The 23,966-nt window shown below is 66.4% G+C and carries 22 protein-coding genes; 7 read left to right on the forward strand and 15 right to left on the reverse strand.

The features are described from left to right. Positions 1-2 precede the first annotated feature (2 nt). From Herbaro_RS07645 to Herbaro_RS07670, 6 genes are all read right to left on the reverse strand, one after another. On the reverse strand, positions 3-1,337 hold the full coding sequence (locus Herbaro_RS07645; protein WP_275013233.1) for a sulfate adenylyltransferase subunit CysN: 1,335 nt from the start codon (positions 1,335-1,337) through the stop codon (positions 3-5). Beyond that, on the reverse strand, positions 1,337-2,272 hold the full coding sequence (cysD, locus tag Herbaro_RS07650; protein ID WP_275013234.1) for a sulfate adenylyltransferase subunit CysD: 936 nt from the start codon (positions 2,270-2,272) through the stop codon (positions 1,337-1,339). The genes Herbaro_RS07645 and cysD overlap by 1 nt, the downstream gene beginning before the upstream one ends. Positions 2,273-2,320: 48 nt before the next feature. After that, positions 2,321-3,052, reverse strand: a complete 732-nt coding sequence (locus Herbaro_RS07655; protein ID WP_275013235.1) for a phosphoadenylyl-sulfate reductase — start codon at positions 3,050-3,052, stop codon at positions 2,321-2,323. Positions 3,053-3,116: 64 nt separating this feature from the next. Further along, positions 3,117-3,644 carry a DUF934 domain-containing protein gene (locus tag Herbaro_RS07660; protein WP_275013236.1) on the reverse strand — a complete coding sequence of 176 codons (528 nt, stop codon included), beginning with the start codon at positions 3,642-3,644 and terminating at the stop codon, positions 3,117-3,119. Beyond that, positions 3,637-5,337 (reverse strand): nitrite/sulfite reductase, encoded by a 1,701-nt coding sequence (locus Herbaro_RS07665; RefSeq protein WP_275013237.1) that lies wholly within the window; start codon positions 5,335-5,337, stop codon positions 3,637-3,639. The genes Herbaro_RS07660 and Herbaro_RS07665 overlap by 8 nt, the downstream gene beginning before the upstream one ends. Before the next feature lie 66 nt (positions 5,338-5,403). Continuing rightward, positions 5,404-6,177, reverse strand: coding sequence for a sulfite exporter TauE/SafE family protein (locus Herbaro_RS07670; protein ID WP_275013238.1), 774 nt, complete (start codon positions 6,175-6,177; stop codon positions 5,404-5,406). A 155-nt stretch (positions 6,178-6,332) separates the two neighbouring features. Here Herbaro_RS07670 and Herbaro_RS07675 point away from each other — a divergent pair, with 155 nt between their 5' ends. Both Herbaro_RS07675 and Herbaro_RS07680 read left to right on the forward strand, forming a co-directional pair. After that, on the forward strand, positions 6,333-7,274 hold the full coding sequence (locus Herbaro_RS07675; RefSeq protein WP_275013239.1) for a CysB family HTH-type transcriptional regulator: 942 nt from the start codon (positions 6,333-6,335) through the stop codon (positions 7,272-7,274). A gap of 36 nt (positions 7,275-7,310) precedes the next feature. Continuing rightward, a complete protein-coding gene (locus Herbaro_RS07680; protein ID WP_275013240.1) occupies positions 7,311-9,047 on the forward strand; it encodes a chloride channel protein in 1,737 nt (578 codons plus the stop codon). An 85-nt stretch (positions 9,048-9,132) separates the two neighbouring features. On the opposite strand, the gene Herbaro_RS07685 is transcribed toward Herbaro_RS07680, so the two are convergent. Then, a complete protein-coding gene (locus tag Herbaro_RS07685; protein WP_275013241.1) occupies positions 9,133-11,031 on the reverse strand; it encodes a chemotaxis protein CheA in 1,899 nt (632 codons plus the stop codon). Beyond that, the gene (locus tag Herbaro_RS07690) at positions 11,031-11,756 is read right to left on the reverse strand and encodes a protein phosphatase CheZ (protein WP_275013242.1); all 726 of its coding nucleotides are present in this window, start codon (positions 11,754-11,756) and stop codon (positions 11,031-11,033) included. Before Herbaro_RS07690 ends, Herbaro_RS07685 begins: the two co-directional genes overlap by 1 nt. A gap of 544 nt (positions 11,757-12,300) precedes the next feature. Here Herbaro_RS07690 and Herbaro_RS07695 point away from each other — a divergent pair. From Herbaro_RS07695 to Herbaro_RS07710, 4 genes are all read left to right on the forward strand, one after another. Next, positions 12,301-14,289 (forward strand): TonB-dependent receptor family protein, encoded by a 1,989-nt coding sequence (locus Herbaro_RS07695; protein WP_275013243.1) that lies wholly within the window; start codon positions 12,301-12,303, stop codon positions 14,287-14,289. 16 nt (positions 14,290-14,305) lie between these two features. Further along, the gene (locus Herbaro_RS07700; protein ID WP_275013244.1) at positions 14,306-15,289 is read left to right on the forward strand and encodes a FecCD family ABC transporter permease; all 984 of its coding nucleotides are present in this window, start codon (positions 14,306-14,308) and stop codon (positions 15,287-15,289) included. After that, the gene (locus Herbaro_RS07705) at positions 15,286-16,062 is read left to right on the forward strand and encodes an ABC transporter ATP-binding protein (RefSeq protein WP_275013245.1); all 777 of its coding nucleotides are present in this window, start codon (positions 15,286-15,288) and stop codon (positions 16,060-16,062) included. Before Herbaro_RS07700 ends, Herbaro_RS07705 begins: the two co-directional genes overlap by 4 nt. Positions 16,063-16,304: 242 nt before the next feature. Next, complete coding sequence (locus tag Herbaro_RS07710) at positions 16,305-16,910, forward strand: porin family protein (RefSeq protein ID WP_275013246.1); 606 nt, start codon at positions 16,305-16,307, stop codon at positions 16,908-16,910. A gap of 70 nt (positions 16,911-16,980) precedes the next feature. Here the strand turns inward: Herbaro_RS07710 and Herbaro_RS07715 are convergent, their stop codons facing one another. The 4 genes from Herbaro_RS07715 to Herbaro_RS07730 form a co-directional block, all read right to left on the reverse strand. Beyond that, positions 16,981-17,856, reverse strand: a complete 876-nt coding sequence (locus tag Herbaro_RS07715) for a cobalamin-binding protein (protein WP_275013247.1) — start codon at positions 17,854-17,856, stop codon at positions 16,981-16,983. A gap of 2 nt (positions 17,857-17,858) precedes the next feature. Then, positions 17,859-18,698, reverse strand: a complete 840-nt coding sequence (gene panC, locus Herbaro_RS07720; RefSeq protein ID WP_275013248.1) for a pantoate--beta-alanine ligase — start codon at positions 18,696-18,698, stop codon at positions 17,859-17,861. 74 nt (positions 18,699-18,772) lie between these two features. Further along, the gene (locus tag Herbaro_RS07725; RefSeq protein ID WP_275013249.1) at positions 18,773-19,663 is read right to left on the reverse strand and encodes a segregation and condensation protein A; all 891 of its coding nucleotides are present in this window, start codon (positions 19,661-19,663) and stop codon (positions 18,773-18,775) included. A 6-nt stretch (positions 19,664-19,669) separates the two neighbouring features. Then, positions 19,670-19,873 (reverse strand): DUF3460 family protein, encoded by a 204-nt coding sequence (locus Herbaro_RS07730; protein WP_275013250.1) that lies wholly within the window; start codon positions 19,871-19,873, stop codon positions 19,670-19,672. A gap of 70 nt (positions 19,874-19,943) precedes the next feature. Between Herbaro_RS07730 and bamE the strand changes: the two genes are divergently transcribed. Next, on the forward strand, positions 19,944-20,471 hold the full coding sequence (bamE, locus tag Herbaro_RS07735) for an outer membrane protein assembly factor BamE domain-containing protein (protein WP_275013251.1): 528 nt from the start codon (positions 19,944-19,946) through the stop codon (positions 20,469-20,471). Positions 20,472-20,562: 91 nt separating this feature from the next. Here bamE and Herbaro_RS07740 read toward each other — a convergent pair whose 3' ends face one another. The 3 genes from Herbaro_RS07740 to Herbaro_RS07750 are packed head-to-tail and all read right to left on the reverse strand — an operon-like array spanning position 20,563 to position 23,932. Continuing rightward, on the reverse strand, positions 20,563-22,260 hold the full coding sequence (locus Herbaro_RS07740; protein WP_275013252.1) for a Na/Pi cotransporter family protein: 1,698 nt from the start codon (positions 22,258-22,260) through the stop codon (positions 20,563-20,565). Next, positions 22,260-23,051, reverse strand: coding sequence for an HAD family hydrolase (locus Herbaro_RS07745; protein ID WP_275013981.1), 792 nt, complete (start codon positions 23,049-23,051; stop codon positions 22,260-22,262). The genes Herbaro_RS07740 and Herbaro_RS07745 overlap by 1 nt, the downstream gene beginning before the upstream one ends. Next, the gene (locus Herbaro_RS07750) at positions 23,051-23,932 is read right to left on the reverse strand and encodes an endonuclease/exonuclease/phosphatase family protein (RefSeq protein WP_275013253.1); all 882 of its coding nucleotides are present in this window, start codon (positions 23,930-23,932) and stop codon (positions 23,051-23,053) included. Before Herbaro_RS07750 ends, Herbaro_RS07745 begins: the two co-directional genes overlap by 1 nt. Positions 23,933-23,966 lie beyond the last annotated feature (34 nt).

The raw sequence follows: 23,966 nt of genomic DNA on the forward strand, positions 1-23,966 counted from the left end.
AATCAGTCGATCCGAATCATACCAGCGGCCACCGTCTGGTGCGTCACTTCGTCGATCAGGATGAAGGCGCCGGTGGCGCGGATGTCCTGGTAGGCGTCGGCGGCGATGGGCTGCTGCACGTTCACGGTGACGCGGGCGATGTCATTGAGCTTGAGGGTGTCGGCCGGGCGGCGTTCCTGGGTATTGATGTCGAGCAAGGTGTCGACCTTGGCCACGCGCGCCGCCACCTGCTTGGTGGTGTGCTTGAGCCAATACTTGCGGCGCGGGTCCAGCGCGTCCTCGGACAGCCAGCAGACGTCGGCGGTGACCGACTTCAGCACCGTCGGCGCCTGCCCGGCGGCGGCCAGCAGGTCGCCGCGCGAGATGTCCAGGTATTCGTCCAGCAGCAGGGTGACCGACTGGCCGGCCGAGGCCGATTCCAGCGAGCCGTCCAGGGTCTGGATGTCCTTCACGGTGGCGCTCTGGCCGCCGGGCAGCACCACCAGCTTGTCGCCCCGGTTCACGCGGCCGGCCTCGATGCGGCCCATGTAGCCGCGGAAGTCGTTGGCTTCGTGGCCGTTGTGGCGGGCCACCAGCTGCACCGGGAAGCGGAACGGCTCCTCGTGCGCGTCTTCGTAGACCGACAGCGATTCCAGCAATTCGATCAGGGTCGGGCCCTGGTACCACGCCAGCTTCGGGCTGGCGGTCACGACGTTGTCGCCGGCCAGCGCCGACAGCGGGATCGCGCGCACGTCCTTCAGGCCCAGCTGCTGCGCGAACTGCTGGTAGGCGGCGACGATGCGGGTGTAGACCTGCTCGTCGTAGTCCACCAGGTCCATCTTGTTGACGGCCACGATCACGTGCTCGATCTGCAGCAGGTGGGCGATGGTCGAGTGGCGCTTGGTCTGGGTCAGCAACTCCACGCTGCCGTCGTCGCCCAGCTTCACCTTCGACACGTCCACCAGGATGATCACGGCGTCGGCGGTCGAGGCGCCGGTCACCATGTTGCGGGTGTACTGCTCATGGCCCGGGGTGTCGGCGATGATGAACTTGCGCTTGGGCGTGGCGAAGTAGCGGTAGGCCACGTCGATGGTGATGCCTTGCTCGCGCTCGGCTTCCAGGCCGTCGGTGAGCAGGGACAGGTCGACCGTGTCGCCCACGGTGCGCTTGTGCTTGGCGCGCGAGATGGCGTCCAGCTGGTCGGCGAAGATGCCCTTGCTGTCGAACAGCAGGCGGCCGATCAGGGTGCTCTTGCCATCATCCACGGAACCGGCGGTGATGAAGCGCAGCAGGCCGCGCTCATGCGGCTGCGCGGAAGAGGCGTTGGCCAATTGTTCTTGTGTCGCTGCGGCGTTCATCAGAAATATCCTTCCTTCTTGCGTTTTTCCATCGAGGCTTCGGACGTCTGGTCGTCCATGCGGGTGGCGCCGCGCTCGGTAATCTGGGTCACCGCGGTTTCGGCGATGATGGCGTCCACCGACGCCGCGTCGGAGGCAACGGGGCAGGTGCAGGAGATGTCGCCGACGGTGCGGAAGCGCACGACCTGCTTCTCCACGGTCTCGCCTTCGCGCGCCGGGGTCAGGTCGGTCAGCGGCACCAGCAGGCCGTTGCGCGGGATCACCTCGCGCTCGTGGGCGAAGTAGATCGAGGGCAGGGCCAGCTGTTCGCGGGCGATGTACTGCCATACGTCCAGCTCGGTCCAGTTCGAGATCGGGAACACGCGCATGTTCTCGCCCGGATGCACGCGGGTGTTATAGAGATCCCACAGCTCGGGGCGCTGGGCCTTGGGATTCCATTGGCCGAACTCGTCGCGGAAGGAGAAGATGCGTTCCTTGGCGCGCGCCTTTTCCTCATCGCGCCGCGCGCCGCCGATACAGGCGTCGAACTTGAATTCCTCGATGGTTTCCAGCAGCGTCACCGCCTGGGCGGCGTTGCGCGAGTCGGTCAGCGGGTTGCGCAGGCGCACGGTGCCGCGCGCGATCGAGTCCTCCACCGAACGCACCACCAGGCGTTCGCCCAGTTCGGCGGCGCGGCGGTCGCGGAATTCGATCACTTCCGGGAAGTTGTGGCCGGTGTCGATGTGCACCAGCGGGAACGGGAACTTGCCGGGACGGAACGCCTTCTCGGCGATGCGCAGCAGCACCACCGAGTCCTTGCCGCCGGAGAACAGCAGGGCGGGGTTGCCGCACTCGGCCGCGACCTCGCGCATGATGTGGATGGCTTCCGATTCCAGCCAGTCCAGGTGGCGGTTGCTGGCGTTGTCCAAAAAGAGTTTGTCTACCGCTGTGTTCATGCCGGGCTTTCCGTTTTTTCGTTGCTTGTTGTTGCGTTCAATGCCGTATCAGGCCGGCGCGTGCGATTTGATACGCACCAGCTTGCCGTCCACCACGTGCAGGCCGCATTCCTTGGAGTCCGGGTTCTCCCACCACCAGCGACCGGCGCGGATATCCTCGCCGGGCTGGATGGCGCGGGTGCAGGGCTCGCAGCCGATCGAGGGGTAGCCCTGGTCGTGCAGCGGGTTGTAGGGCACGTCGTTGGCGCGAATGTAGTCCCACACATCCTGTTCCGACCAGTCGGCCAGCGGATTGAACTTCTCCATGCCGTGCGCCTCGTCGCGCTCCTGCACGTGCAGCTCGGCGCGGGTGACCGATTGCGCGCGGCGCTGGCCGGTGACCCACGAGGCCTTGCCCGCCAGGGCGCGGTTCAGTGGCTCCATCTTGCGGATGCGGCAGCATTCCTTGCGCATCTCGACGCTGTCGTAGAAGGCGTTCAGGCCGTGATCCTTGACGTAGGCCTCGATCGCCTCGGGCTGCGGGCGATAGGGTTCGACGTCGTAGCCGTAGGTTGCGCTGATGCGGCCGAGCATGCCCACGGTTTCCTTGTGCAGGCGGCCGGTTTCCAGCGTGAAGATGGCGATCTTGTCCTGCAGCTTGCCGCGCAGGATGAGGTCGGTCAGCACCATGTCTTCGGCCGCCAGGCTCGATGCCAATGCTGCCGGGGCATATTCGGCGGCGATGCGTTCCAGCGTCGCCTGGGTTTTTGCGATGAGATCCTGCAAAGCCTGATTCGACATGATGTTGCTTCCTTCCCTGTTCGCCGGCGCGTGTTCTGCGCCGGCGGATCTTCAGTTACCGGACTCAGTCCGCCGTCTGCACCGCTTCGCGCTTGACGCGGCGGAACAGCGGATTCTTTTCATCCCACGAAGTCTGGTACTTCTCGGAGAAGTCGGTCAGCCCCTTCACCGCGTCGTGGATGTTCTTGTCGGGACGCACCGCGAAGGCGTCGAAGCCCACGCGCTGCATGTAAAACAGCTGGTCGCGCAGCACGTCGCCGACCGCGCGCAGCTCGCCGGTGTAGCCCAGGCGCGCGCGCAGGTTGTAGGCGATCGAGTAACCGCGGCCGTCGGCGAACTTGGGGAAGTCCACGGCGATGACCTTGAAGCGTTCCAGCTCACCCTTGAGTTCTTCCGGACGTTCGTCGCTGGCGAACCAGACGCCGAGCTCGGCGCGCGACTGCAATGCCGCGCCCTGCGCCTTCCATACCTTCAGCGGGACGATGGTCTTGCCCTCGGGAACCGCGACGGTCTCGGCGGTTTCGCCTTCAGCCAGGCGCAGCACATTCCAGTCGTCGGCGACGACGGCTTTGTTCTTGATGATTTCAGGCATTGGCGTCTTCTCCTGCGACATAGTCGGCCGACGTTGCGATCGGCGTTGCATAAACGAATTCCTTGAACGGGGCCACGCCGATGCGGCGCACGGTGTCGATGAAGAGTTCTTCGTCGGTGCGCTGCTTGACGTAGACCTGCAGCAGGCGGTCGATGACGGTGGGCATCTGCTGCGCGGAGAACGACGGGCCGATGATCTTGCCGATCGACGATTCGTTGCCCTGGGCGCCGCCCAGCGACACCTGGTACCACTCGGAACCGTCCTTGTCCACGCCCAGCACGCCGATGTTGCCGACGTGGTGGTGGCCGCAGGCGTTGATGCAGCCCGAGATGTTGAGTTCGATGTCGCCGATGTCGTGCTGGTAGTCGATGTCCTCGAACTTCTCGGCGATGGCCTGGGCGATCGGGATCGACTTGGCGTTGGCCAGCGAGCAGAAGTCGCCGCCGGGGCAGCAGATGATGTCGGTCAGCAGGCCGATGTTGGGGGTGGCCAGGGCGTGCGACTTGGCCAGCTTCCACAGCGTGTACAGCTCGGATTGCTTGACGTCGGCCAGCACCAGGTTCTGCTCGTGCGTCACGCGCAGTTCGCCGAAGCTGTACTGGTCGGCCAGGTCGGCCACGAAGTTCATCTGGTCGGCGGTGATGTCGCCGGGCGGCACGCCCGGCTTCTTCAGAGACAGGATCACGGCGGCGTAGCCCGGGACCTTGTGCGCCTTGACGTTGCGCTTCAACCAGTTGGCGAAGCCGCGGTCCTCGGCCTTCAGGCGCTCGAACTCGGCATCCACGGCCGGCAGGGTCTCATAGGCGGGCGGCACGAAGTATTGCGCCACGCGCTGCAGTTCTTCCTCGGTCAGGGTCGAGGGGCCGTCCTTGATCTCCTGCCATTCGGCTTCGACCTGGCGCGCGAACTCCTCGGCGCCGATGGCCTTGACCAGGATCTTGATGCGGGCCTTGTAGATGTTGTCGCGGCGGCCGTACTGGTTGTACACGCGCAGGATCGCTTCCAGGTAGGACATGGCGTCCTTCCAGGGCAGGAACTCGCGGATCACGCTGCCCAGGATCGGGGTGCGGCCCATGCCGCCGCCGACCAGCACGCGGAAGCCGACTTCGCCGGCTTCGTTCTTGAGCACGTGCAGGCCGATGTCGTGCACGGCGGTGGCGGCGCGGTCTTCGGCGGCGCCGCTGATGGCGATCTTGAACTTGCGCGGCAGGTAGGCGAACTCGGGGTGGAAGGTGCTCCACTCGCGGATCAGCTCGGCGTACGGGCGCGGATCGACGATCTCGTCGGCGGCCACGCCGGCCAGCTCGTCGGAGGTGGTGTTGCGGATGCAGTTGCCGGAGGTCTGGATGGCGTGCATCTCGACGCTGGCCAGCTCGGCCAGGATGTCGGGGGATTCTTCCAGCTTGATCCAGTTGAACTGGATGTTCTGGCGGGTGGTGAAGTGGCCGTAGCCGCGGTCGTTCTTGACGGCGATCTCGGCGAACTTGCGCAGCTGGTTGGAGGCCAGCATGCCGTAGGGGATGGCGATGCGCAGCATGTACGCATGGCGTTGCAGGTAGAGGCCGTTCTGCAGGCGGAGGATGCGGAACTCGTCTTCCAGCAGCTCGTCCGACAGGCGCCGACGCACCTGGTCTCGGTATTGTGCGACTCGCTCTTTGACGATCAGGTGATCGTATTGGTCATAGCGGTACATCTTCTGGTCCCTGTTAACGTCTTAATGGGCGGGCCCGCAGGCTGCGCCCTGTTTTAAAAAATCAGCCTACCAAATCAGCTTTACGGCAACGCTCGTCAGCGTAATGGCCAGCAGGCCGCGCAAGAATTTCTCCGGCACCGCCCGTGCGGCGAGCGAGCCGATGGTGATGCCCGGCAGCGAACCCAGCAGCAGGGTCGCCAGCAACTCCCAGTTGATCGAACCCAGCCACCAGTGGCCGAAGGCCGCGATGGCCGTCAGCGGCACCGCGTAGGCGATGTCGGTGCCGGCGATCTCGGCGGGAGTCAGGCGCGGATAGAGTAACACCAACAGCGTGGCGCCCACGGCGCCGGCGCCGATCGAGGAAATCGTCACCAGCGCGCCCAGCACCGCGCCTGCGGCGATGGTGGCATTGCGCAGCGCGGCGCCTTGCAGCTGGCGCTCGGGGTGCGCATTGAGCCAGTCCTGCATGCGCTTGCGAAACAGCAGGGCGACCACGGTCAGCAGCACCGAGACGGCGATGGAATAGCGGATGACCAGGCTGATGCCCTCGCTGACGGCGCCGAAATGCTTCAGCAGCAGGGTGGTCGCCAACGCGGCCGGCAGGGCGCCGCAGGAAAGGCGGCCGACCACGTCCCAGCGCACAGTGCCCTTGAAGCGGTGGGCGAAGGTGCCGACGGTCTTGGTGGCCGAGGCGAAGGCCAGGTCGGTGCCCACCGCCACGCTGGGGTGGATGCCGAACAGCAGGGTGAGCAGGGGCGTCATGAGCGAGCCGCCGCCGACGCCGGTCAGGCCGACCAGCAGTCCCACAGCAAATCCGCTCACTACATAAGAAACAGTCATAACACCTCGCCCATTAGTCAGCGAATCGTAATAAACTTATGTATCAAACCAAACTACATAGTATTTATTTGCTTATATACGCCTTTGGCATATGCAAATGAGGTCGCCGTTCGGCGCAACACCTCCAGATACTCCCGTAGAACCGAGGGATCTCCATGAATCTTCATCAATTCCGTTTTGTGCGCGAGGCGGTGCGCCAGAATTTTAATCTGACCGAAGCCGCCAAGGCGCTGTATACCTCGCAGCCGGGCGTATCCAAGGCCATCATCGAGCTCGAGGAGGAGCTCGGCGTCGACATCTTCACCCGCCACGGCAAGCGCATCCGCGGGTTGACCGAACCGGGGCGCGCGGTGCTGCGCTCGGTCGAGCTGATCATGCAGGAGGTCGATGGCCTGAAGCGCATCGGCAAGGAGTTCGCCGCGCATGACAGCGGCAGCTTCACCATCGCCACCACCCACACGCAGGCGCGCTACGCCCTTCCCAAGGTAGTGCAGGCATTCACGCAAAAGTTTCCCAAGGTGCACCTGTCGTTGCTGCAGGGAAATCCGAAGCAGATCACCGAGATGGTGCGCAACGACCAGGCCGACATCGCCATCGCCACCGAGGCGCTGGCCTCCGGCGAGGGGCTGGTCTCGCTGCCGTGCTATCAGTGGGAGCACGTGGTGGTGGTGCCGCCCGAGCATCCGCTGCTGCAATCCAAGAACCTGACGCTGGAAGAGATCGCGGCCTATCCGCTGATCACCTACGACTCCGCCTTCAGCGGCCGCAGCAAGATCGATCATGCCTTCCAGCTGCGCCACCTGAAGCCCGACGTGGTGCTGGAGGCGATCGACGCCGACGTCATCAAGACCTATGTCGAGCTGGGCATGGGCGTGGGCATCATCGCCGGCATCGCCTTCGACGCCGAGCGCGACCGCGGCCTGCGCTCGATCCCGGCCGGCCACCTGTTCGGCACCAACGTCTCGCGCGTGGCGCTCAAGCAGGGCGCTTACCTGCGCGGCTACGTCTATACCTTCATCGAGCTGCTGACGCCGACGCTGAACCGCAAACTGATCTCCCAGGTGATGGAGGGAGAGAAGGACATGTATGAGCTGTAAGCGGCATCGGCATGCGGCGCGGCGCGGAGAACGCCGATGAGAAACGTGCTGGCGGCCCTGCCGGGCCATACCCGTCGCCACGCCCGGCGGCTGTGGCTGCAATACGGCATCTTGTGGAGCGGCGCCGTGATCACCGGCCTGGTGGCGGTGCTGTATGCGCGCCTGATCGACTTCGGCTTCGAGCTGTTCCGCGACATGCAGGGCGACTATCGGCTGTTCCCGCTGGTGCTGACGCCGGCCATGGGGGCGTTTTGCGTGTGGGCCACGCGCAGGTATTTCCCGGGTTCGGAAGGCAGCGGCATCCCGCAGGTGATCGCCGCGCTGGGCGAGCAGGGCGAGCATACCTCGCGGCTGGCCGCGGCGCTGCTGACGGTACGCATCGTGGCGGGCAAGATCGGCCTGTCCTTCCTGGCCATCCTCTCGGGCTTCACGATCGGCCGCGAAGGTCCGACCGTGCAGGTGGGCGCGGCGCTGATGTACAACATGCGGCGCTTTTATCCGCGCCCCAGCGCCATCCTCGAAAAGCGCCTGATCCTGGCCGGCGCCGCCGCCGGCCTGGCTGCGGCGTTCAACACGCCGCTGGCCGGCATCGTGTTCGCCATCGAAGAGCTCTCGCGCAGCTTCGAGCAGCGCGCCAGCGGCGTGGTGATCACGGCCATCGTCTTCGCCGGCGTGGTGGCGTTGGGACTGACCGGCAACTACACCTATTTCGGCACCATTGCCGCCGAGGCCGGCGGGGTGCGGGAGGTGATCGTCGCGGTGATCCTGTGCGGCCTGCTCATGGGCGGGGCTGGGGGCAGTTTCTGCTGGCTGCTGCTTAATCCATCCAAGTGGATCCCGGCGCCCGTGCTCAGCCTGCGCGTCAGCCGCCCGATCCTGTTCGGCGCCCTGTGCGGCCTGGCGGTGGCAGTCGTCGGCGTGGCTGCGGGCGGCGCCACTTATGGCAGCGGCTATGCCGAGGCCAAGGGGCTGCTGAGCGGCCAGCAGGACTTGTCGGGCATGTATCCGCTGGCCAAGATGGCCGCGATGGTGGGGTCCTACCTGCCGGGCATCCCGGGCGGCATCTTCGCGCCCTCGCTGTCCATCGGCGCCGGCTTCGGCAACCTGCTGCACATGCTGTTCGGCGAGATCTCGCTGCCGGTGCTGATCGCGCTGGCCATGGTCGGCTATCTGGCAGCGGTCACGCAATCGCCGATCACCTCCTTCGTGATCGTGATGGAAATGATCAACGGCCACGCGCTGGTGATCCCGCTGATGGCCACCGCCCTGATGGCAAGCCGGGTGTCGCGCTTCTTCGTGCCGCCGCTTTACGAGGCGCTCTCCGAGCGCTATGCGCATGGCGGCGCGCCGCCGGCGACGGCAGCGCCTGCCGTCGAACCCGCAGCGCCGGCAGCCCGGAGCGAGGCCGCACCCATCCAGGAGCCTGCCGCCCCGGACGAAGCGCCGGTGGAAAAAACCGGACTGCGGGATGTTGTCACCGCCGAGCCAACACCGGAACCTGCGCCGGCGGAACCCCTGCCGGCGACGGTCGAGGCCATCGAGCCGGTCGAGCCGGTCGAGCCGGTCACGGCGCCGGCAGCGATGACCGAGCCCCTGCCTGCACTCAAGCCGCGTCAGCGGCGCAAGCGCGTGGCCGCGGCGCAGGCAGGGGGGGCTGCTGCGGTCGAATCCACGCCGGCGGAAGCGCCGCCGGCGGTTGCCAAGCCCAAGCCCGAGCGCGTGAAGAAGGTGAAGCGGGTCTATCGCCAGGCCGATCTCTTCGGCGACAAATAGGCGAATTTCAATCCCGATGGCCAATGAAAAACGGCCGGGTCTGCGAAGACCCGGCCGTTTTTCTTGTCGCTGGCGAAAGCCGGCGTCAGACCTGCGCCACCGCCGAACGCTCGGTGTCGCGGCAGCCGTCCAGCAGGAAGGACAGGCCCACCACCAGCACCAGCTCGCCCTCGGCGGAGCGCGCAGTGCCGGTAATGCCGTTGGTGTGGATCGCAGTCAGCGGCTTGATCACCAGGTCGGCGGTGCCTTCGACCGACTCCACGCTCAGGATGTAAGGGTGGGGGACGGCCATGACGATGCCCACGCGCTCGTTGCCCGGTTCGTAGCCCAGCACGCCGGCCAGCGAATTGACCGGTAGCGGACGGCCCTGGTCGCGCAGCACCGGGGCGCCGCCGACTTCGTCGAAGGTTTCCGGCAGCTCGACCACGCGCTCGACCACCGCCATCGGCAGGGCCAGCGGGGCGCCGGCGCAGCGCACCAGCATGGTCGGGATGATCGACAGTTCGATCGGCAGGCGGATCGAGAACTTGGTGCCCTTGCCGATGGTGGAATCGATGCGGATGGTGCCGCGGTGCTTTTCCACGGCGGTCTTCACCACGTCCATGCCGACGCCGCGGCCGGACACGCTGGAAGCCACTTCCTTGGTCGAGAAGCCGGGCAGGAACACCAGCTGCAGCGCCTCGTCGGTGGTCAGCGCCTGGTGCTCGTTGATCAGGCCCTTGGCCAGCGCCTTGTTGCGCAGCATGTCGGGATCCATGCCCTTGCCGTCGTCGAAGACTTCGATCATCACGCTGCTGCCGGCCTGCCAGGCGTGCAGCGAGATGGTCGACTTGGTCGATTTGCCGGCGGCGACGCGGTCCACTTCGATGCCGTGGTCCAGCGAGTTGCGCAGCATGTGCACCAGCGGATCGTAGAGGCTGTCCACCACCACGCGGTCGACTTCGGTCTCGGCGCCGGTGATGACCAGGTCGACGTCCTTGCCGAGGTCCTTGGCCAGTTCGCGCACCAGGCGCGGGAATTTCTGGAACAGGCGGCCCACCGGCTGCATGCGGGTCGACAGCGTGGCGCGTTGCAGCTCGCTGGAGTAGCGCGAGGCGCGGCCCAGGGTTTCGGCCAGGGTCGACATCAGCGCGGCGGCGGTGCCTTCGAACTTGAACTGCTGCAGCTTTTCCAGCAGCACGGCGGCCTGGTTGGCGGCCTGCACCGATTCGCCGGCCACTTCCAGCAGGGCGTCCAGCTTGCCGGCATCGATACGGATGCTTTCTTCCTTGGCGGCGTCGGAGGAGCGGCGATTGTGTTGTGCGGCAGCGCCGCCGGCGGCAGGCTTGGCCGCGCCGCCGTCTGCGGCGGGCGCCGCTGCGGGCGCAGCCGGGGCGGCGGCTTCCGGCGTCGCGGCCGCTGCCGGAGCAGCGGCGGCAACTGCTGCCGGCGCGCTATCGGATGCGCCGGTGACGGCGTTATACATCGATTCCCAGTCCAGCGCGCCGTCCTTCATGACGCTGGCGCCGTTGGGCGCGGCGTCGCCTGCCGGAGCGGCGACAGCGACAGGGGCGGCGGCCGCTGCGGCGGGCGCGGCGGCTGCCGGCGCGGCTTCGGTCTTGCCTTCGATGGCCTGGGTCAGGATGCCTTCCAGTTCCGGGGGCATCGAGGCCAGGCTGTCGGGAGCGGCGCCGTTGGAGAGTTCATTCAACTGGTCGGCGACGAAGCCGCTGGCTTGCAGCGCGGCTTCGATGGCCAGCGGCGTCACCGGCGCCTTGCCGGTGCGCAACGCGTCGAACAGGTTTTCAGTGAGGTGGCAGGCCGACACCATGGCCGGCAGGTTGACGAAACCGGCGCCGCCCTTGATGGTGTGGAATGCGCGGAAAACCGCATTCAGGATTTCCAGATCGTCAGGATGTCGTTCGAGCGTCAGCAGATGCTCTTCCACATTGGAGGCCAGCTCCAATGCTTCAACGACAAAATCCTTGAGCATTTCGTCATCCATTAGAACCCCAGGCTATCGAGTAAGTCGTCCACGTCATTCTGACCCATGGCGGTGCCCGGCGAAGCAGGGCCGTTCAGCAGGGAAACCGGTTTTTCCGCCTCGATCTGGGCGCGCACCTCGGCCGGCGCGTTGTCGCGCAGCAGTTGCGCCAGCTCGCGCTCGGCGGTGGCGGTGATGCCGACGATCTTCTTGATCAGTTGGCCGGTGATGTCCTGGAAGTCCTGGGCCATCATGATTTCCAGCATGCGGGCCTTTTCCGCCTCGGTCGACTCGACCACGGCGCCGGAGAACTTCTGCGAGTCGCCGGCCAGCTGCTTGAATTCGTCGATGCTCATCTGGCCGGCATAGAGCCTGGCCCAGCGGTCATTGATGTTCTTGGCTTGTTCCTGCAGGCGGTCCTGTGCGGGCATGCCTGAATCCAGCGCGTTGAGGACCTTGTTGGCTGCCTGCTCGGTGAGGGTGGCGACGTGTTCGAGGCGGCTCTGGGCGTCGCCGATCTGGGTGGCGACATCGGTCAGCGAGCGGTCGTAGCCGAGTTCGCGCATCGAGTCGTGCAGCAGGCGCACGATCCCGCCCAGGCGTTCGTACATCGGCTTGTCCGACTGGTCTTCCACGGCCTCGGGCTGGGCCTCGCCGGCCGGCGCGCCGGCGCTGCCGGAGGCGGCCGGCAAAGCCTGCGCGGAAATCTCGTCAAACAATGCTTCCAAATCAACGTCGTCGCTCATGATTACCGATTCTCCCTACAAATTTGGTGCAGTTCTCTACGCCGGGTTGCCCGTGGCGGCGATTCAAATGAGTCGTTGTTGCGCAGCGATACGGCCTGTGCAGGCAATATCGGCGCGTCTTCCCCGAGTCTGAAGCCCATGGGCCACGACATCGACTGACGGACAACGCGGCTGCCTGCGCATTGCGCAGAGATCCGACGATGCCGTTGGAGCAAGTATATGGGGCGCGATGGCCATTTCATCGGCCAAACAGCGAGTGAAATCCCCCGGTTGTTCCCATTTGTCCGGCCTGGCGTCCTCGTTTCCCCACGGTTGACGCCAACTGTTTTCTGATGACATTTTTTAGATGTGGGTGGAATTTTAACGAGCTTTTGCTTAAAAGCAATCCTTGAGCCAGCCTTGTCTTGATTTTCATCAGGCATTGAGTGCGAACTTGTGACAAAAGCTTGCCACACATACAATTGCGCCCTCCCAAGCTCCGCCTTCACGCCTGTCGTGCTATCCGGCTTGCCCGGATGCGGAACAATCTTATCGCCAGCATTTCATGAAGCCAACCCAGTTCCAGGCCCGCGGCAACGCCGGCCAGCCTGCGGCGATGCGCGCCGCCGTCGCCTTGACCCTGTCCGCGCTGACGGCCGCCGGCCATGCGCAAAGCCAGATCCAAAGCCAGGGCGACACCGCCGGCCAGCTCGCGCCGGTGGTGGTGTCGGCCTCGCGCTTCCCCAACGACCCGGCGTTCCCGCCGGTGGCGGCCACTGTCATCACGGCCGGGCAGATCCGCGCGGCCGGTATCGACAACGCCAATGAGGCCATCCGCAAGCTGGGCGGGGTCTACGGCCGGCAGAGCAGCGCCGGCCCCAATGACTTCCCGCTCGACCTGCGCGGTTTCGGCGCCAACGGCGACCAGAACATGGTGGTGCTGGTGGACGGCGTGCGCATTTCCGAGAATGAGCTCACCACGCCGCTGCTGTCGTCGATCCCGATCGACACCATCGAGCGTATCGAGATCGTGCGCGGCGGCAGCAGCGTGCTGTACGGCAGCGGCGCCACCGGCGGCACCATCCAGATCATCACCCGGCGGGCCCAGCCCGATGCAGGCCACGGCTCGGTGGTGGCCGAAGCCGGTACCGACGGCCAGCGCGCCGGCCGCGCCTTCGTCGCGCGCGGCTGGGACAACATGTCGATCGACGCCAGCTACTCCAAGGCCCACAGCGACAACTGGCGCGACAACAGCAAATACAACCAGCAGAACGCCAGCGCCACCCTCCAGTGGTTCGCCAGCGACTGGCGCTTCGGCTTGCGGGCCAATCTCGCGCGCGCCGATTTCGGCTTGCCCGGCCAGCTCTCCGCGGCGCAGTACAGCGCCAATGCGCGCCAGGCCAGCACGCCTGCCAACTACGGTTCCTACGACAACGACAGCATCACCGCCTTCCTCGAGCGCCGCTTCGGCAGCATCGATGTGGCGGCAGAACTGGCGCACCGCGAGAAGATCTCGCGCTCGGTCTACGGCGGTTCCAACAGCCTCAACAATGTGCGCGGCACGCAGTTCTCGCCGCGCCTGCGCCATGTGGCGCAAGCCGGCGGGGTCAAGAACGAATGGGTCGCCGGACTGGACCTGGCGCAATGGAGCAACAACTACAGCACCTACACCAGCGATGCCGGCCAGCGCTCCAAGGCGCTGTACCTGCGCGACGAGGTGGAGTTCGAGCGCAACGCGCGCATTGCCGCCGGCGTGCGCCGCGAGCTGGTGAACCAGGCCAGCGCGAGCGCCGGCTATGGCAAGAGCACCGCGGTCAACGCCTGGGACCTGCAGGCCAGCTACGCGGTCCTGCCGCAACTGCGCGCCTTCGCCAAGACCGGCCAGAGCTACCGCCTGGCCACGCCCGACGAGAACGGCGGCACCGGCCTGCCCGGCGGCCAGCTCCTGAAGCCGCAGGTGTCGCACGACCTGGAGCTGGGCGCGACCTGGGGCGCGGCCGAACGGCAGCTCACGGCCAAGTGGTTCCGTCATCGGGTGCGCGACGAGATCTATTACGACCCGACCATCCCCGGCGCGTTCGGCCTGGGCGCCAACACCAACCTCGATCCGACCCGGCGCCAGGGCGTGGAGCTCGAGGGGCGCCTGCGCCTGAGCGAGAGCCTGCTGCTGAGCGCCACCTACCAGCACATCGAGGCGCGCTTCTCGGCTGGCGCCAATGCCGGCCGCGAGGTAGCGCTGGTGCCGAAGAACACGCTGTCGACCCGGATCAACTGGAGCGCCGGCAGGCACAGCGCCGACGCCGGCGTACGCTGGGTCGATCGCCAGCGCTCCGGCGGCGACTTCGGCAACACCTGCGCGCGGATGCCGTCCTTCGCCGCCATCGACGCGCGCTATGCGATGCGCGTGCAGGCCTGGGAATTCGCGCTGACCGGCAGCAACCTGGCCGACCGTAAATATTATTCGCAGGCCTATTCCTGCGCCAGCGGCCAGGTCAGCGACATCTATCCGGAAAACGGGCGAGAGGTAAAATTCACCGCCCGCTACGACTTCTGACGAGACCTTCCCGCCGATGCGACGCCTGATCCTGTTGTTGTCCGCCTTGCTGCTGCTGTCGGCGTTCGCGCTGGCGGCGGCTTCGCTGTGCGGCAGCACCGGTTGCCTGCGGCCCTCGGCGCCGGCCGACACGGTGGCGCTCATGCTGTCGCTGCGCGTGCCGCGCGCGCTTACCGCCTTCGCCGTGGGCGCCTTGCTGTCCCTGGCCGGGGCGCTGATGCAGGTGCTGCTGCGCAATCCGCTGGCCGACCCCTATGTGCTCGGCCTGTCCGGCGGTTCCGCCGCCGGCGCCTTGCTCTCGATGCTGGCGGCCTTGCACTTCGGGCTGCCGGCGCGCGCCGTCACCGCGCCGGGCGCCTTGCTGGGCGCCGGCCTGGCGGTGCTGCTGCTGTTCGGCCTGGCGCGCCGGCCGCTGCGCGAGCTGTCCATCTCTCCCTTGCTTTCCAGCCAGCGCCTGCTGCTGACCGGCGTGATGCTGGCCGCCGGCTTCGGCGCGGTCATTTCGCTGGCGCTCTCGGTGGCGCCGGACTCCCAACTGCGCGGCATGGTGTTCTGGCTGATCGGCGACCTCGACGATGCGCGCCTGTTGCCGGCGGCCGCCATCGTGCTGCTGCTGGCGCTGCTGTGGGCAATGCGCAGCGCCGCGTCGCTGAACCTGCTGGCGCGCGGCGAAAGCTTTGCCCAGCTGCTGGGCGTGCCGGTGCCGCGGCTGCGCATCATGACCCTGTGCGCGGCCTCGGCCGCCACCGCCGCGGCGGTGGCGATGGCCGGCACCATCGGCTTCGTCGGCCTGGTGGTGCCGCATGCCTTGCGCCTGCTGATCGGCAACGACCAGCGGCTGCTGCTGCCGGCCTCGGCGCTGGCGGGCGGCGCCGGCCTGGCGCTGGCCGACCTCGTCGCACGCACCGTGGTCGCGCCCACGCAGCTGCCGGTGGGCGTGATCACCGCGCTGGTGGGGGTGCCGGTATTCCTGTGGCTGCTGGCGCGAGGCCGGGCATGAACGCCGCCGGCGTCTTGCAGGCGCGCGGGCTGGCCTTGCAGGTGCCGGGGCGGATGCTGCTGGAACGCCTGGAGTGGACGGTGCGCGCCGGCGAGTTCTGGTGCGTGCTGGGCCGCAACGGTATCGGCAAGAGCACGCTGCTGCACGCCGCGGCGGGTTTGCTGAGGCCGGCGGCCGGCGAGTTCCTGCTCGGCGGCGAGCCGCTGTCGTCGCTGTCGGCCATGCAGATGGCGCAACGTCGCGGCCTGCTGCTGCAACAGCAGCACGATGCGTTTTCCATGCCGGTGGCGCACGCCGTGATGGCCGGCGGTTTCGCCGTCGGCAGCGGCTGGGCCGACGAGGCCGGCCAGCGCCGGGCCGCGCTGCAGGCGCTGGCGCGCGTCGGGCTGGCGCACCTGGCGCAGGCCGACCTGCTCAAGCTCTCCGGCGGCGAACGCCAGCGCGTGGGCCTGGCTACCTTGCTGGTGCAAGCGCCGCAACTCTACCTGCTGGACGAGCCGACCTCGCACCAGGACATCGCCGCCCAGCTGGAAATGATGGGCCTGTTGCGCTCGCTGGCCGCCGACGGCAACGCGGTGGTCGCCAGCTGCCACGACATCAACCTCGCGCGCCGCTTCGCCAGCCATGTGCTGCTGTTGGGTGTCCCCGGGCAGGCCATGCAGGGCGCCGCTTCCGCCGTCATGCGCGCCGATGCGTTGGGGGCAGCCTTCGGCTGCAGTTTCCGCACGGTGGAGGCGGGTGGTGGCGAGTTGTTCGTGCCTGATCCGGGGTGAGGCGAGCGGGATCGGTGCCTGAAGAATTTCGATGGTTACATCGGTCTTTTTTTGTGTGTCATCTCTAGGGTATCGAGAATTTCACTGAGTTACGTGGATTGCAGAATGGAATGGGGCATCTGTCCCTATGCTCTGCGTCGGATCTCGTGGCAGCGCATTTGGCTGCGCTGAGTTCTGGGCAAACGCTTCATTATTTGGTCGCGTTTGCCTTATCGAAACCTCCAGATTTCCCTTCACTATCCATGAAAAAACAAGCACTGATGATTGCCGGCGCCGCGCTGGCAATGGCCTTCTCCGCTTTCGCTTCGGCGCAGGGCAGCAAGTTCAATCCCGGCCCTTACGTCGGCGTTGAAGGCGGCTATGTCCAGGCCACCGTGCCAAAGCACGAGGGATACCGTATTACGTCGGAGTCCAAGAATGCCGGTTTCGTGCGCGGCATGTTGGGCTATCAGTTCACTCCCAACTGGGCCTTGGAGCTGGGCTACTTTGGCACCGGCGATGTCAAGCGAAGCGACACCAATGGCGCTCACAGCTACGATGAAAAGTACAAGGCATCCGGGGCTGATCTTGCCGTGCTCTACAAGCTCACCGAAATGTTGCCGGGTATTTATGTGAAAGCCGGGCTGACCTACGCCAAGGTGACAGAAGATATCGTCGAGAGTCGTGCCGGGGGTTTCAAATACCACGGTTCAGGGACAGGAACCGGCTATCTGTTCGGTCTGGGCTACGAATACGACTTCACTCCTGCTTGGAGCGCCAATGCCAACTACACTCGTTATCAACGCGTGGCCAATGTGCCGGGTGTGAATCTCAACCAGTTGGGCGTTGGCGTCAAATACCGTTTCTGATTTTTCCTGGAAATGAATGATCCCTCCCTTGCGGAGGGATTTTTTTTACGCATGCCGAAGCAAGGGGCACTCAGCCGCCGCGCGCCTGATCCAGCCGCTTGCACACTTCGACGGCCGCATCCAGCACGCGCGGTCCGGCGCGGTTGAGCCAGTCGGCGTTGACCGTGTACAGACGATCCTCGCGCACCGCGCGCAGGCGCGGGAACTGGCGCCAGCGCTGCAGCGGCTGGTCGCGCGCATCGCTGGGCGTGAGGATCACTTGCGGGTCGGCCGCCAGCACCGCCTCTACGCTGACGGTCGGCGCCAGCTGGGGCAGGCCCTCGAAGACGTTGCGGCCGCCGCACAGGCGCAGCACCGACGACGCCATGTGACGGCCGTTGAGCGTCATCAGCGGCTGGCTCCAGATCTGGTAGAACACGCTGACCTCCGGCCGCCCCTGGTATTGCGCGCGCAGCGCCTGCCAGCGCGCGCGGAAGTCGGCGGCGGCGGCCTGGCCGGCGGCGTCGCTGCCGGCCAGGTGAGAGAGTTTTTCCAGCGCGTCGGCGATCATGCCGAAGTCGGCCGGCTGGCTTTCATAGACGGGGATGCCGAACTCGCGCAGGCGCGCCAGCTGGGAGGGTTTGTTGCCGCTGTGCCAGCCGACGATGAGATCGGGCTTGAGGCTCAGCACGCGCTCCAGGTCGAGCGCGGCGAAACTGCCCACGGAAGGGAGCCTGGCGGCAGCGGCGGGGTAGTCGCTGAAGTTGCTGGCGCCGACCAGCTTGTCGCCGGCGCCGGCCGCATACAGCAGCTCGGTGACGTGCGGCGCCAGGCTGACGATGCGTTGGGCTGGGCGCGCCAGCGTGACTTCGTTGCCCAGGTCGTCGCTGACGGTGATGGCGGCGCAGGAAATCGAAGCACAGGACAACAAGGCGCAAGACAGCAGGGCGCCCAGCGCCGCGCGCATGCTCAGATCTCCAGGTTGTCGATCAGGCGGGTGGCGCCCAGCTTGGCGGCCGACAGCACCACCAGCGGCGCGCCCTGCGCCAGGTCGGCGGCCGACGGCGCTTGCAGGTCGATGCGCTTGCGCACGGACACGTAGTCGGGTTGCCAGCCGCGGCCGGCCAGGGTGGCCATGGCCTGCTTCTCGATCTCCGCCGTGTCCGGCCGGCCGCTGCGCACTTCGCCGGCGACCTCGTTCAACACCTTGTACAGCAGCGGCGCCTCGGCGCGCTCCTCGGCCGACAGGTAGCCGTTGCGCGAGGACAGCGCCAGGCCGTCCTCGGCGCGGAAGGTCTCGGCGCCGACGATTTCGGTGGGCAGCGCGAACTGGCGCGCCATGTTGCGCACGATCATCAGTTGCTGGTAATCCTTCTTGCCGAACACGGCCACGCGCGGCTGCACGCAGGAGAACAGCTTCATCACCACGGTCGATACCCCGGTGAAGAAGCCGGGACGGAATTCACCCTCCAGGATGTTGCCCAGGTCGTCGGGCGGCTGCACGCGGTATTGCTGCGGCTCCGGGTACATGTCCTTCTCGGTCGGCGCGAAGAGCACGTAGACGCCTTCCTTTTCCAGCTTCTCGACGTCGGCCTGGAAGGTGCGGGGGTATTTGTCGAAATCCTCGTTGGGGCCGAACTGCAGGCGGTTGACGAAGATCGACGCCACCACCGGATCGCCATGGGTGCGGGCCAGGCGCATCAGCGACAGATGGCCCTCGTGCAGGTTGCCCATGGTGGCCACGAACGCGGTGCGCAGCTGGCCGCGCAGGTGGTCGCGGAGTTCTTCGATCGAGGAAATGATTTTCATGCGGGGGTCTCTGGTTGGAGGGCGGCGCCATGCCGGCGGCCGCCCGGCGTCAGCCGGTTGCGCGCCCGGCCGTCTCAGCTCGGCGAGTACGACAGTCTGACATAGATGGGCGCGAAGGCTTCGGCCTGGGTGATTTCGATCAGCGTTTCCTTGGCCAGCTCCAGCAGGGCGATGAAATTCACCACCATCACCGGCACGCCGCGCGACGGGTCGAACAGGTCGGCGAACTCGACGAAGCGGGCCGATTGCAGGCGGCGCAGGATGCCAGTCATGTGCTCGCGCACCGACAGTTCCTCGCGGCTGATGTGGTGGTGCGCGGTCAGCTTGGCGCGCTTGATGATGTCGGCCCACACCGCCCGGAGGTCGTCCATGTCGACGTCGGGCCAGCGGGTGACCACGGTCTGCTCGATGTGGACCTGGGTGCGCACGTAGTCGCGGCCGACCTGCGGCAATTGGTCCAGCTCCTGCGCGGCCAGCTTGATCTGCTCGTACTCCAGCAGGCGGCGCACCAGCTCGGCGCGCGGGTCTTCCGCTTCCTCGCCGGTGTCGGCCTTCTTGGCCGGCAGCAGCATGCGCGACTTGATCTCGATGAGCATGGCCGCCATCAGCAGGTACTCTGCCGCCAGCTCAAGGTTTTGCTTGCGGATCTGCTCGACGTATTCCAGGTACTGCGCGGTGACCTGCGCCAGCGGGATGTCCAGGATGTTGAAGTTCTGCTTGCGGATCAGGTACAGCAGCAGGTCGAGCGGACCCTGGAAGGCTTCAAGGAAGACTTCCAGCGCATCCGGCGGGATGTAGAGATCGTTGGGGAGCTGGAACAGCGGTTCGCCGTACAGCTTGGCCAGGGCCACGCCGTCGACCACGTCGGGCGTGGTGTCCTGCTGGCCGGCCGGCGTGATCTCGAGGGCGTCGACATTGCGCTCCGGAACGGCCTGGCCGACCGGATCGCCTGCGTTCTGCGACATGCGGTATTAGTGGTTTTGGTAGACGTAGGGCTGCTGGGCAACGCGCGAAGCCTTGTCGCGCGAGGTCTTGTCCAGGTCGATGGGTTCCTTGTCCCACAGCAGGGCGCGGCCGGCGCGTTGCGACTCTTCCAGCTTCGGATTCTTGTGCTTCAGTTCGTCGATGAACTGGGTGATTTCAGATACGTAGGTGGTCTTTTTTCCGAAGATCATGATAGCTTTCAGGCCGATTTAAACACAGAGGCGGTATTTTACCCTGTCTTTATCGGGGATAATGAAATCCATGAGCACCGCAATCATCCGTCTCCTGCGCCGTTGCGCCGCCACCGCGGGCGCGCTGGTCGCCGCCGTGGCCATGTTCGGCTGCGACCGCAACGGCAATCCCATCGAAGAATTCGGCCTGGACAAGCTGCAAAAGGGCGTGTCCACCGAGGCCGACGTGCGCGGCGTGATGGGCCAGCCCGACACCGTCTGGGACGACGGCAACGGCGCCCGCACGCTCGAATACCCCAAGGGCCCGGAGGGTATCCGCACCTGGATGTTCGCCATCGGCGCCTCCGGCACCCTGATCGATTACCGCCAGGTCCTGACCCAGGAGCATTTCGACGGCATCCGCCCCGGCATGAGCGCCGACCAGGTCCGCCGCCAGTTCGGCCGGCCGCGCAGCGTGGCGCAATTCACCCGCAAGAACGAGGAAGTGTGGGACTGGAAATACCGCTACGTGCATGAAGACCGGCTGTTCAACGTGCATTTCGACCTCGCCACCAGGCAGGTGGTGCGCACCTCGATCTCGGAGATTTCCGGGCGCTGAGAGGAGGGGCGAGATCGAAAGCCCCTTTTGGAGTACTCAAATCCCCGTTAAGGGGATTTGTCGCCGACGCGAGCTGCCATCATGGCGGTCGTCACGGAGGCGAATAGTCCCCGCTGCGCGCCGCCAGTGCGCGTTCCTCTTCCTCGTCGCGACTGGTGTCCATGCGGCTGCGGCGCAGCAGGCCGGCTTCGTCCAGCACCGCGTAGGCGGTCGAGCAGAACAGCGAATGCATGCGCTTCATGTCGCTGATCAGGTCCAGGTGCAGCGAGCTGGTCTCGATGCTCTGGCGCGTCTCGCCGGCCAGGCGCACCAGGTGGGTCTTGGCGTAGGCGCGTTCGAGGTCGCGGAAGGCTTCCTTCTCGGCCAAGAGCTTCTGGGCGCTGCGCAGGTCGCCTTCCAGGAACACCGACAGGCCCAGCTGCAGGCTGGCCAGCAGGCGCGCGTGCATCTCGCAGACCTCCTGCATGCCGGCGTCCGAGAAGGTGCGCTGCGGCGCGATCTTCTTGCTCTCCAACCCCTTGACGATGCGCACGATGATGTCGCCGGCCTGTTCCAGGTTGATGGTCAGCGTGATGACATCGGTCCAGCGTCGCACTTCCTTGGCATTGAGCTCCTCACGCGAGACCCGCGCCAGGTACATCTTCACTTCGGTATAGAGCTTGTCGACGTCGTCGTCGAGCCGCCGGATCTGGCCGGCGCGGATGGTATCGTTTACACGAATGACCGGCAAAAGGCTCAGCAGCATCTTTTCGATCAGGTCGCCGATGCGCAGCACCTCGCGCGAGGCGTTGGCCAGCGCCAGCGTGGGGGTGTCGATGGCGGCCGGATCGAGGTGGCGCGAATGGATGCCGTCGTCGTCCAGCGGGTTTTCCGGCAGCAAGCGCTCGCACAGGCGCGCCATCGGTTCCACCAGCGGCAGCAGCAGCCCGCAGCGCACGGCGTTGTAGATCACATGGAAGGCCACCACGCCGAAGCGCAGGTCGCGGCTGAACTGCGCGATTACCAGCTCCAGGTGGTTGATGAAGGGCAGCACCACGATCGCGCCCGACAGGCGGAACAGCATGCTGCCCAGCGCCACCCGGCGTCCGGCCACGTTCTGGCTGGCCGCCGAGAGCAGGGCGGTGACGCCGCTGCCCAGGTTGGCGCCGATCACCAGGCACAGCGCCACCTTGAGCGAAATGATGCCGGACGTGGCCAGGGTCGCCGCCAGCAGCACCGCAGCCAGGCTGGAATAGGTCAGCATGGCGAACAGCGCGCCGATCAGGGTGTCGAGCAGCACGTCGCCGGTCAGCGAGGAGAACAGCACCTTGATGCCGGCCGCGTGCATCATCGGCTGGGTGGCGGCGGAGATCAGTTCCAGCGCCAGCAGGATCAGGCCCAGGCCGATCACCGCGCGCCCCAGCCGTCCGGCTGCGGTATGGCGGCGCGACAGGTAGACCACCACGCCGCCGAAGATCAGCAGCGGCGACAGCCACGACAGGTCGAAACTGAGCACCCCGGTCATCAGCGCCGTGCCGACGTCGGCGCCCAGCATGATGGCCAGCGCCGGCGTCAGGCCCACCAGCCCCTGCGCCACGAAGGAGCAGACGATGACGGCGGTGGCGTTGCTGCTCTGGACCAGGCTGGTCACGCCCACGCCGGCCGAGAACGCCAGCCAGCGCTTGCGGATGCTGGTGGAGAGGATGCGGCGCAGCTGCGCGCCGTAGACCCGCAGCACGTCGGTGCGCACGATATGCGTGCCCCACACCAGCAGGGCCAGCGCCGACATCAGGTGCAGCAGGGTGATCATCAGTGGGCGGCCAGCAGGTGGCGGGCCAGCTCGGCGAAGCCGGCCCCGTAGGGCTGGGCCGTGATGTAGCGCGGCTCGTGCGCCAGCAGGCCGGCGAAGTCCTGGACGTTGGCCACGCCCACCGAGAGCGGGAAGTAGGCGAACATCGGCGCGTCGTTGGGCGAGTCGCCGGCGAACACGCAGCGTTCGCGCTCGGCGGCCTCGGCGATGTCCACGCCGTAGAGTTCGCGCATCATCAGGCGCGCCATCGACAGCTTGTCGTAGTCGCCGAACCAGCCGTTGACGTGGATGGAACTGATTTTTGCGGTCATTCCTTCTTCCTCCATGATCTGCACGATACGCTCGACCGCGCCGCGTCCCAGCGGCGGCACGTCCTCGCAGAAGTCGATCGCCAGGTCGTACTGGCGGCAGAACTGGTCGGACGCCACCGCGCAGCCCGGCACCTCGCGCAGGATGCGCCGGCACACCTGCTCCAGGCGGGCGGCATTGCCGCAGCGGCTTTCCTCGTCGAGCAGGTGGCGGGTGCGCAGCTTGTTGGCGGCATGGTCGCGCCACATATAAAGAGCCCCGTTTTCACCGATGATACCCTCGACCGGCCACAAGCGCGCAATCTGGTCGCACCATCCGGCCGGCCGCCCGGTCACCGGGATCACCCGCATGCCGGCGCGCTGCAGCGTTTCCAGCGCGTCGTAGGCCAGCGCGCTGAGCTTGCCTTCGGTGGTCAGCGTATCGTCGATGTCGGTGAACACGGTGGCGATGCGCGCGTGCGGCATCTGCGCCAGCGGCTTCATCATGGCTCCCGCAGCGCCAGCAGTTGCGGCTGGTGGTCTGAGGATTGCGTGTGGCCGTCCACGGTGAAACCGCTTACCCAGGGCAGCAGGTCTTCGCTGGCGAAGATGAAATCGCAGGTGAAGGCTTCGGGCCACTGCTCGCGGTCATAGAGACCGACATTGATCGGGTGCGGCTGGTTCCCGTAAAGATGGCGCCAGGCGTCGACCAGGCGCGGCACATGCGGCGCGGCCTGGCCGTCGCGTCCGGCGAACGGTTCCTGCAAGCGCGCGTGCAGCGGGTCCTCGGGACGGAAGTTGAAGTCGCCGGTGAGGATGGTTTTGGTGGCGTGCGGGAAGGCGTGATAGGGCGAGCCGCGGCGGTCGGCGGCCATCTCGCTGGCGGCGCGGCCGCAGGTTTCCTCGTGGCAGCGGCGGATCGCCTCCACCTGCGCGCGGCGCTGCAGCGCGGAATAGTATTCGAGATGGGTATTCATCACCCGCACCGGGCCCAGCGGCGTATCCAGCGTCACCTCCAGCAGCGTGCGCGGCATGCTGATCACGTTGGGATCGACCGGCCAGGGCAACTGGTGGCGCAGCACGCGCAACACCGGATAGCGCGACAACACCATATTGCCGAAGCAGCGGCGGCTGCCGTCGGGGCCGATGACGTCGACGCCGGCGATGGGCGCGGCGGTGAAGCCGGGCAACAGCCGCGCGAACTGCTCGAACTGGTTGTCGCCGGCGCTGCCGGCCAGGCCGGGCGCCGGATAATTGGCGCCGACCTCCTGCAGGCACAGCACGTCGAAATCGGCCATGGCGCGGGCGTCGCGCACGATGCGTTCAGGGTCGACGCGGCCATCCATGCCGCGGGCCCACTGGATGTTCCAGCTGATGAGGTTCATAGGTCTTCCTTGCTCCGTTCGATGGTGGACTGCT

Source organism: Herbaspirillum sp. WKF16 (assembly GCF_028993615.1).
In the GTDB taxonomy this organism is placed as follows: Bacteria; Pseudomonadota; Gammaproteobacteria; order Burkholderiales; family Burkholderiaceae_D; genus Herbaspirillum.

Excerpts from the sequence above, each read along its gene's own strand:
- Herbaro_RS07655 (WP_275013235.1), bottom strand. The coding sequence starts at position 3,052 with ATGTCGAATCAGGCTTTGCAGGATCTCATCGCAAAAACCCAGGCGACG.
- panC (WP_275013248.1), bottom strand. The coding sequence starts at position 18,698 with ATGAAAATCATTTCCTCGATCGAAGAACTCCGCGACCACCTGCGCGGC.
- Herbaro_RS07745 (WP_275013981.1), bottom strand. The coding sequence starts at position 23,051 with ATGAAGCCGCTGGCGCAGATGCCGCACGCGCGCATCGCCACCGTGTTC.
- Herbaro_RS07670 (WP_275013238.1), bottom strand. The coding sequence starts at position 6,177 with ATGACTGTTTCTTATGTAGTGAGCGGATTTGCTGTGGGACTGCTGGTC.
- Herbaro_RS07660 (WP_275013236.1), bottom strand. The coding sequence starts at position 3,644 with ATGCCTGAAATCATCAAGAACAAAGCCGTCGTCGCCGACGACTGGAAT.
- Herbaro_RS07715 (WP_275013247.1), bottom strand. The coding sequence starts at position 17,856 with ATGCGCGCGGCGCTGGGCGCCCTGCTGTCTTGCGCCTTGTTGTCCTGT.
- Herbaro_RS07645 (WP_275013233.1), bottom strand. The coding sequence starts at position 1,337 with ATGAACGCCGCAGCGACACAAGAACAATTGGCCAACGCCTCTTCCGCG.
- Herbaro_RS07685 (WP_275013241.1), bottom strand. The coding sequence starts at position 11,031 with ATGGATGACGAAATGCTCAAGGATTTTGTCGTTGAAGCATTGGAGCTG.
- Herbaro_RS07750 (WP_275013253.1), bottom strand. The coding sequence starts at position 23,932 with ATGAACCTCATCAGCTGGAACATCCAGTGGGCCCGCGGCATGGATGGC.
- Herbaro_RS07690 (WP_275013242.1), bottom strand. The coding sequence starts at position 11,756 with ATGAGCGACGACGTTGATTTGGAAGCATTGTTTGACGAGATTTCCGCG.
- Herbaro_RS07725 (WP_275013249.1), bottom strand. The coding sequence starts at position 19,663 with ATGTCGCAGAACGCAGGCGATCCGGTCGGCCAGGCCGTTCCGGAGCGC.
- Herbaro_RS07705 (WP_275013245.1), top strand. The coding sequence starts at position 15,286 with ATGAACGCCGCCGGCGTCTTGCAGGCGCGCGGGCTGGCCTTGCAGGTG.
- cysD (WP_275013234.1), bottom strand. The coding sequence starts at position 2,272 with ATGAACACAGCGGTAGACAAACTCTTTTTGGACAACGCCAGCAACCGC.
- bamE (WP_275013251.1), top strand. The coding sequence starts at position 19,944 with ATGAGCACCGCAATCATCCGTCTCCTGCGCCGTTGCGCCGCCACCGCG.
- Herbaro_RS07700 (WP_275013244.1), top strand. The coding sequence starts at position 14,306 with ATGCGACGCCTGATCCTGTTGTTGTCCGCCTTGCTGCTGCTGTCGGCG.
- Herbaro_RS07665 (WP_275013237.1), bottom strand. The coding sequence starts at position 5,337 with ATGTACCGCTATGACCAATACGATCACCTGATCGTCAAAGAGCGAGTC.
- Herbaro_RS07710 (WP_275013246.1), top strand. The coding sequence starts at position 16,305 with ATGAAAAAACAAGCACTGATGATTGCCGGCGCCGCGCTGGCAATGGCC.
- Herbaro_RS07730 (WP_275013250.1), bottom strand. The coding sequence starts at position 19,873 with ATGATCTTCGGAAAAAAGACCACCTACGTATCTGAAATCACCCAGTTC.
- Herbaro_RS07680 (WP_275013240.1), top strand. The coding sequence starts at position 7,311 with ATGAGAAACGTGCTGGCGGCCCTGCCGGGCCATACCCGTCGCCACGCC.
- Herbaro_RS07675 (WP_275013239.1), top strand. The coding sequence starts at position 6,333 with ATGAATCTTCATCAATTCCGTTTTGTGCGCGAGGCGGTGCGCCAGAAT.
- Herbaro_RS07695 (WP_275013243.1), top strand. The coding sequence starts at position 12,301 with ATGAAGCCAACCCAGTTCCAGGCCCGCGGCAACGCCGGCCAGCCTGCG.
- Herbaro_RS07740 (WP_275013252.1), bottom strand. The coding sequence starts at position 22,260 with ATGATCACCCTGCTGCACCTGATGTCGGCGCTGGCCCTGCTGGTGTGG.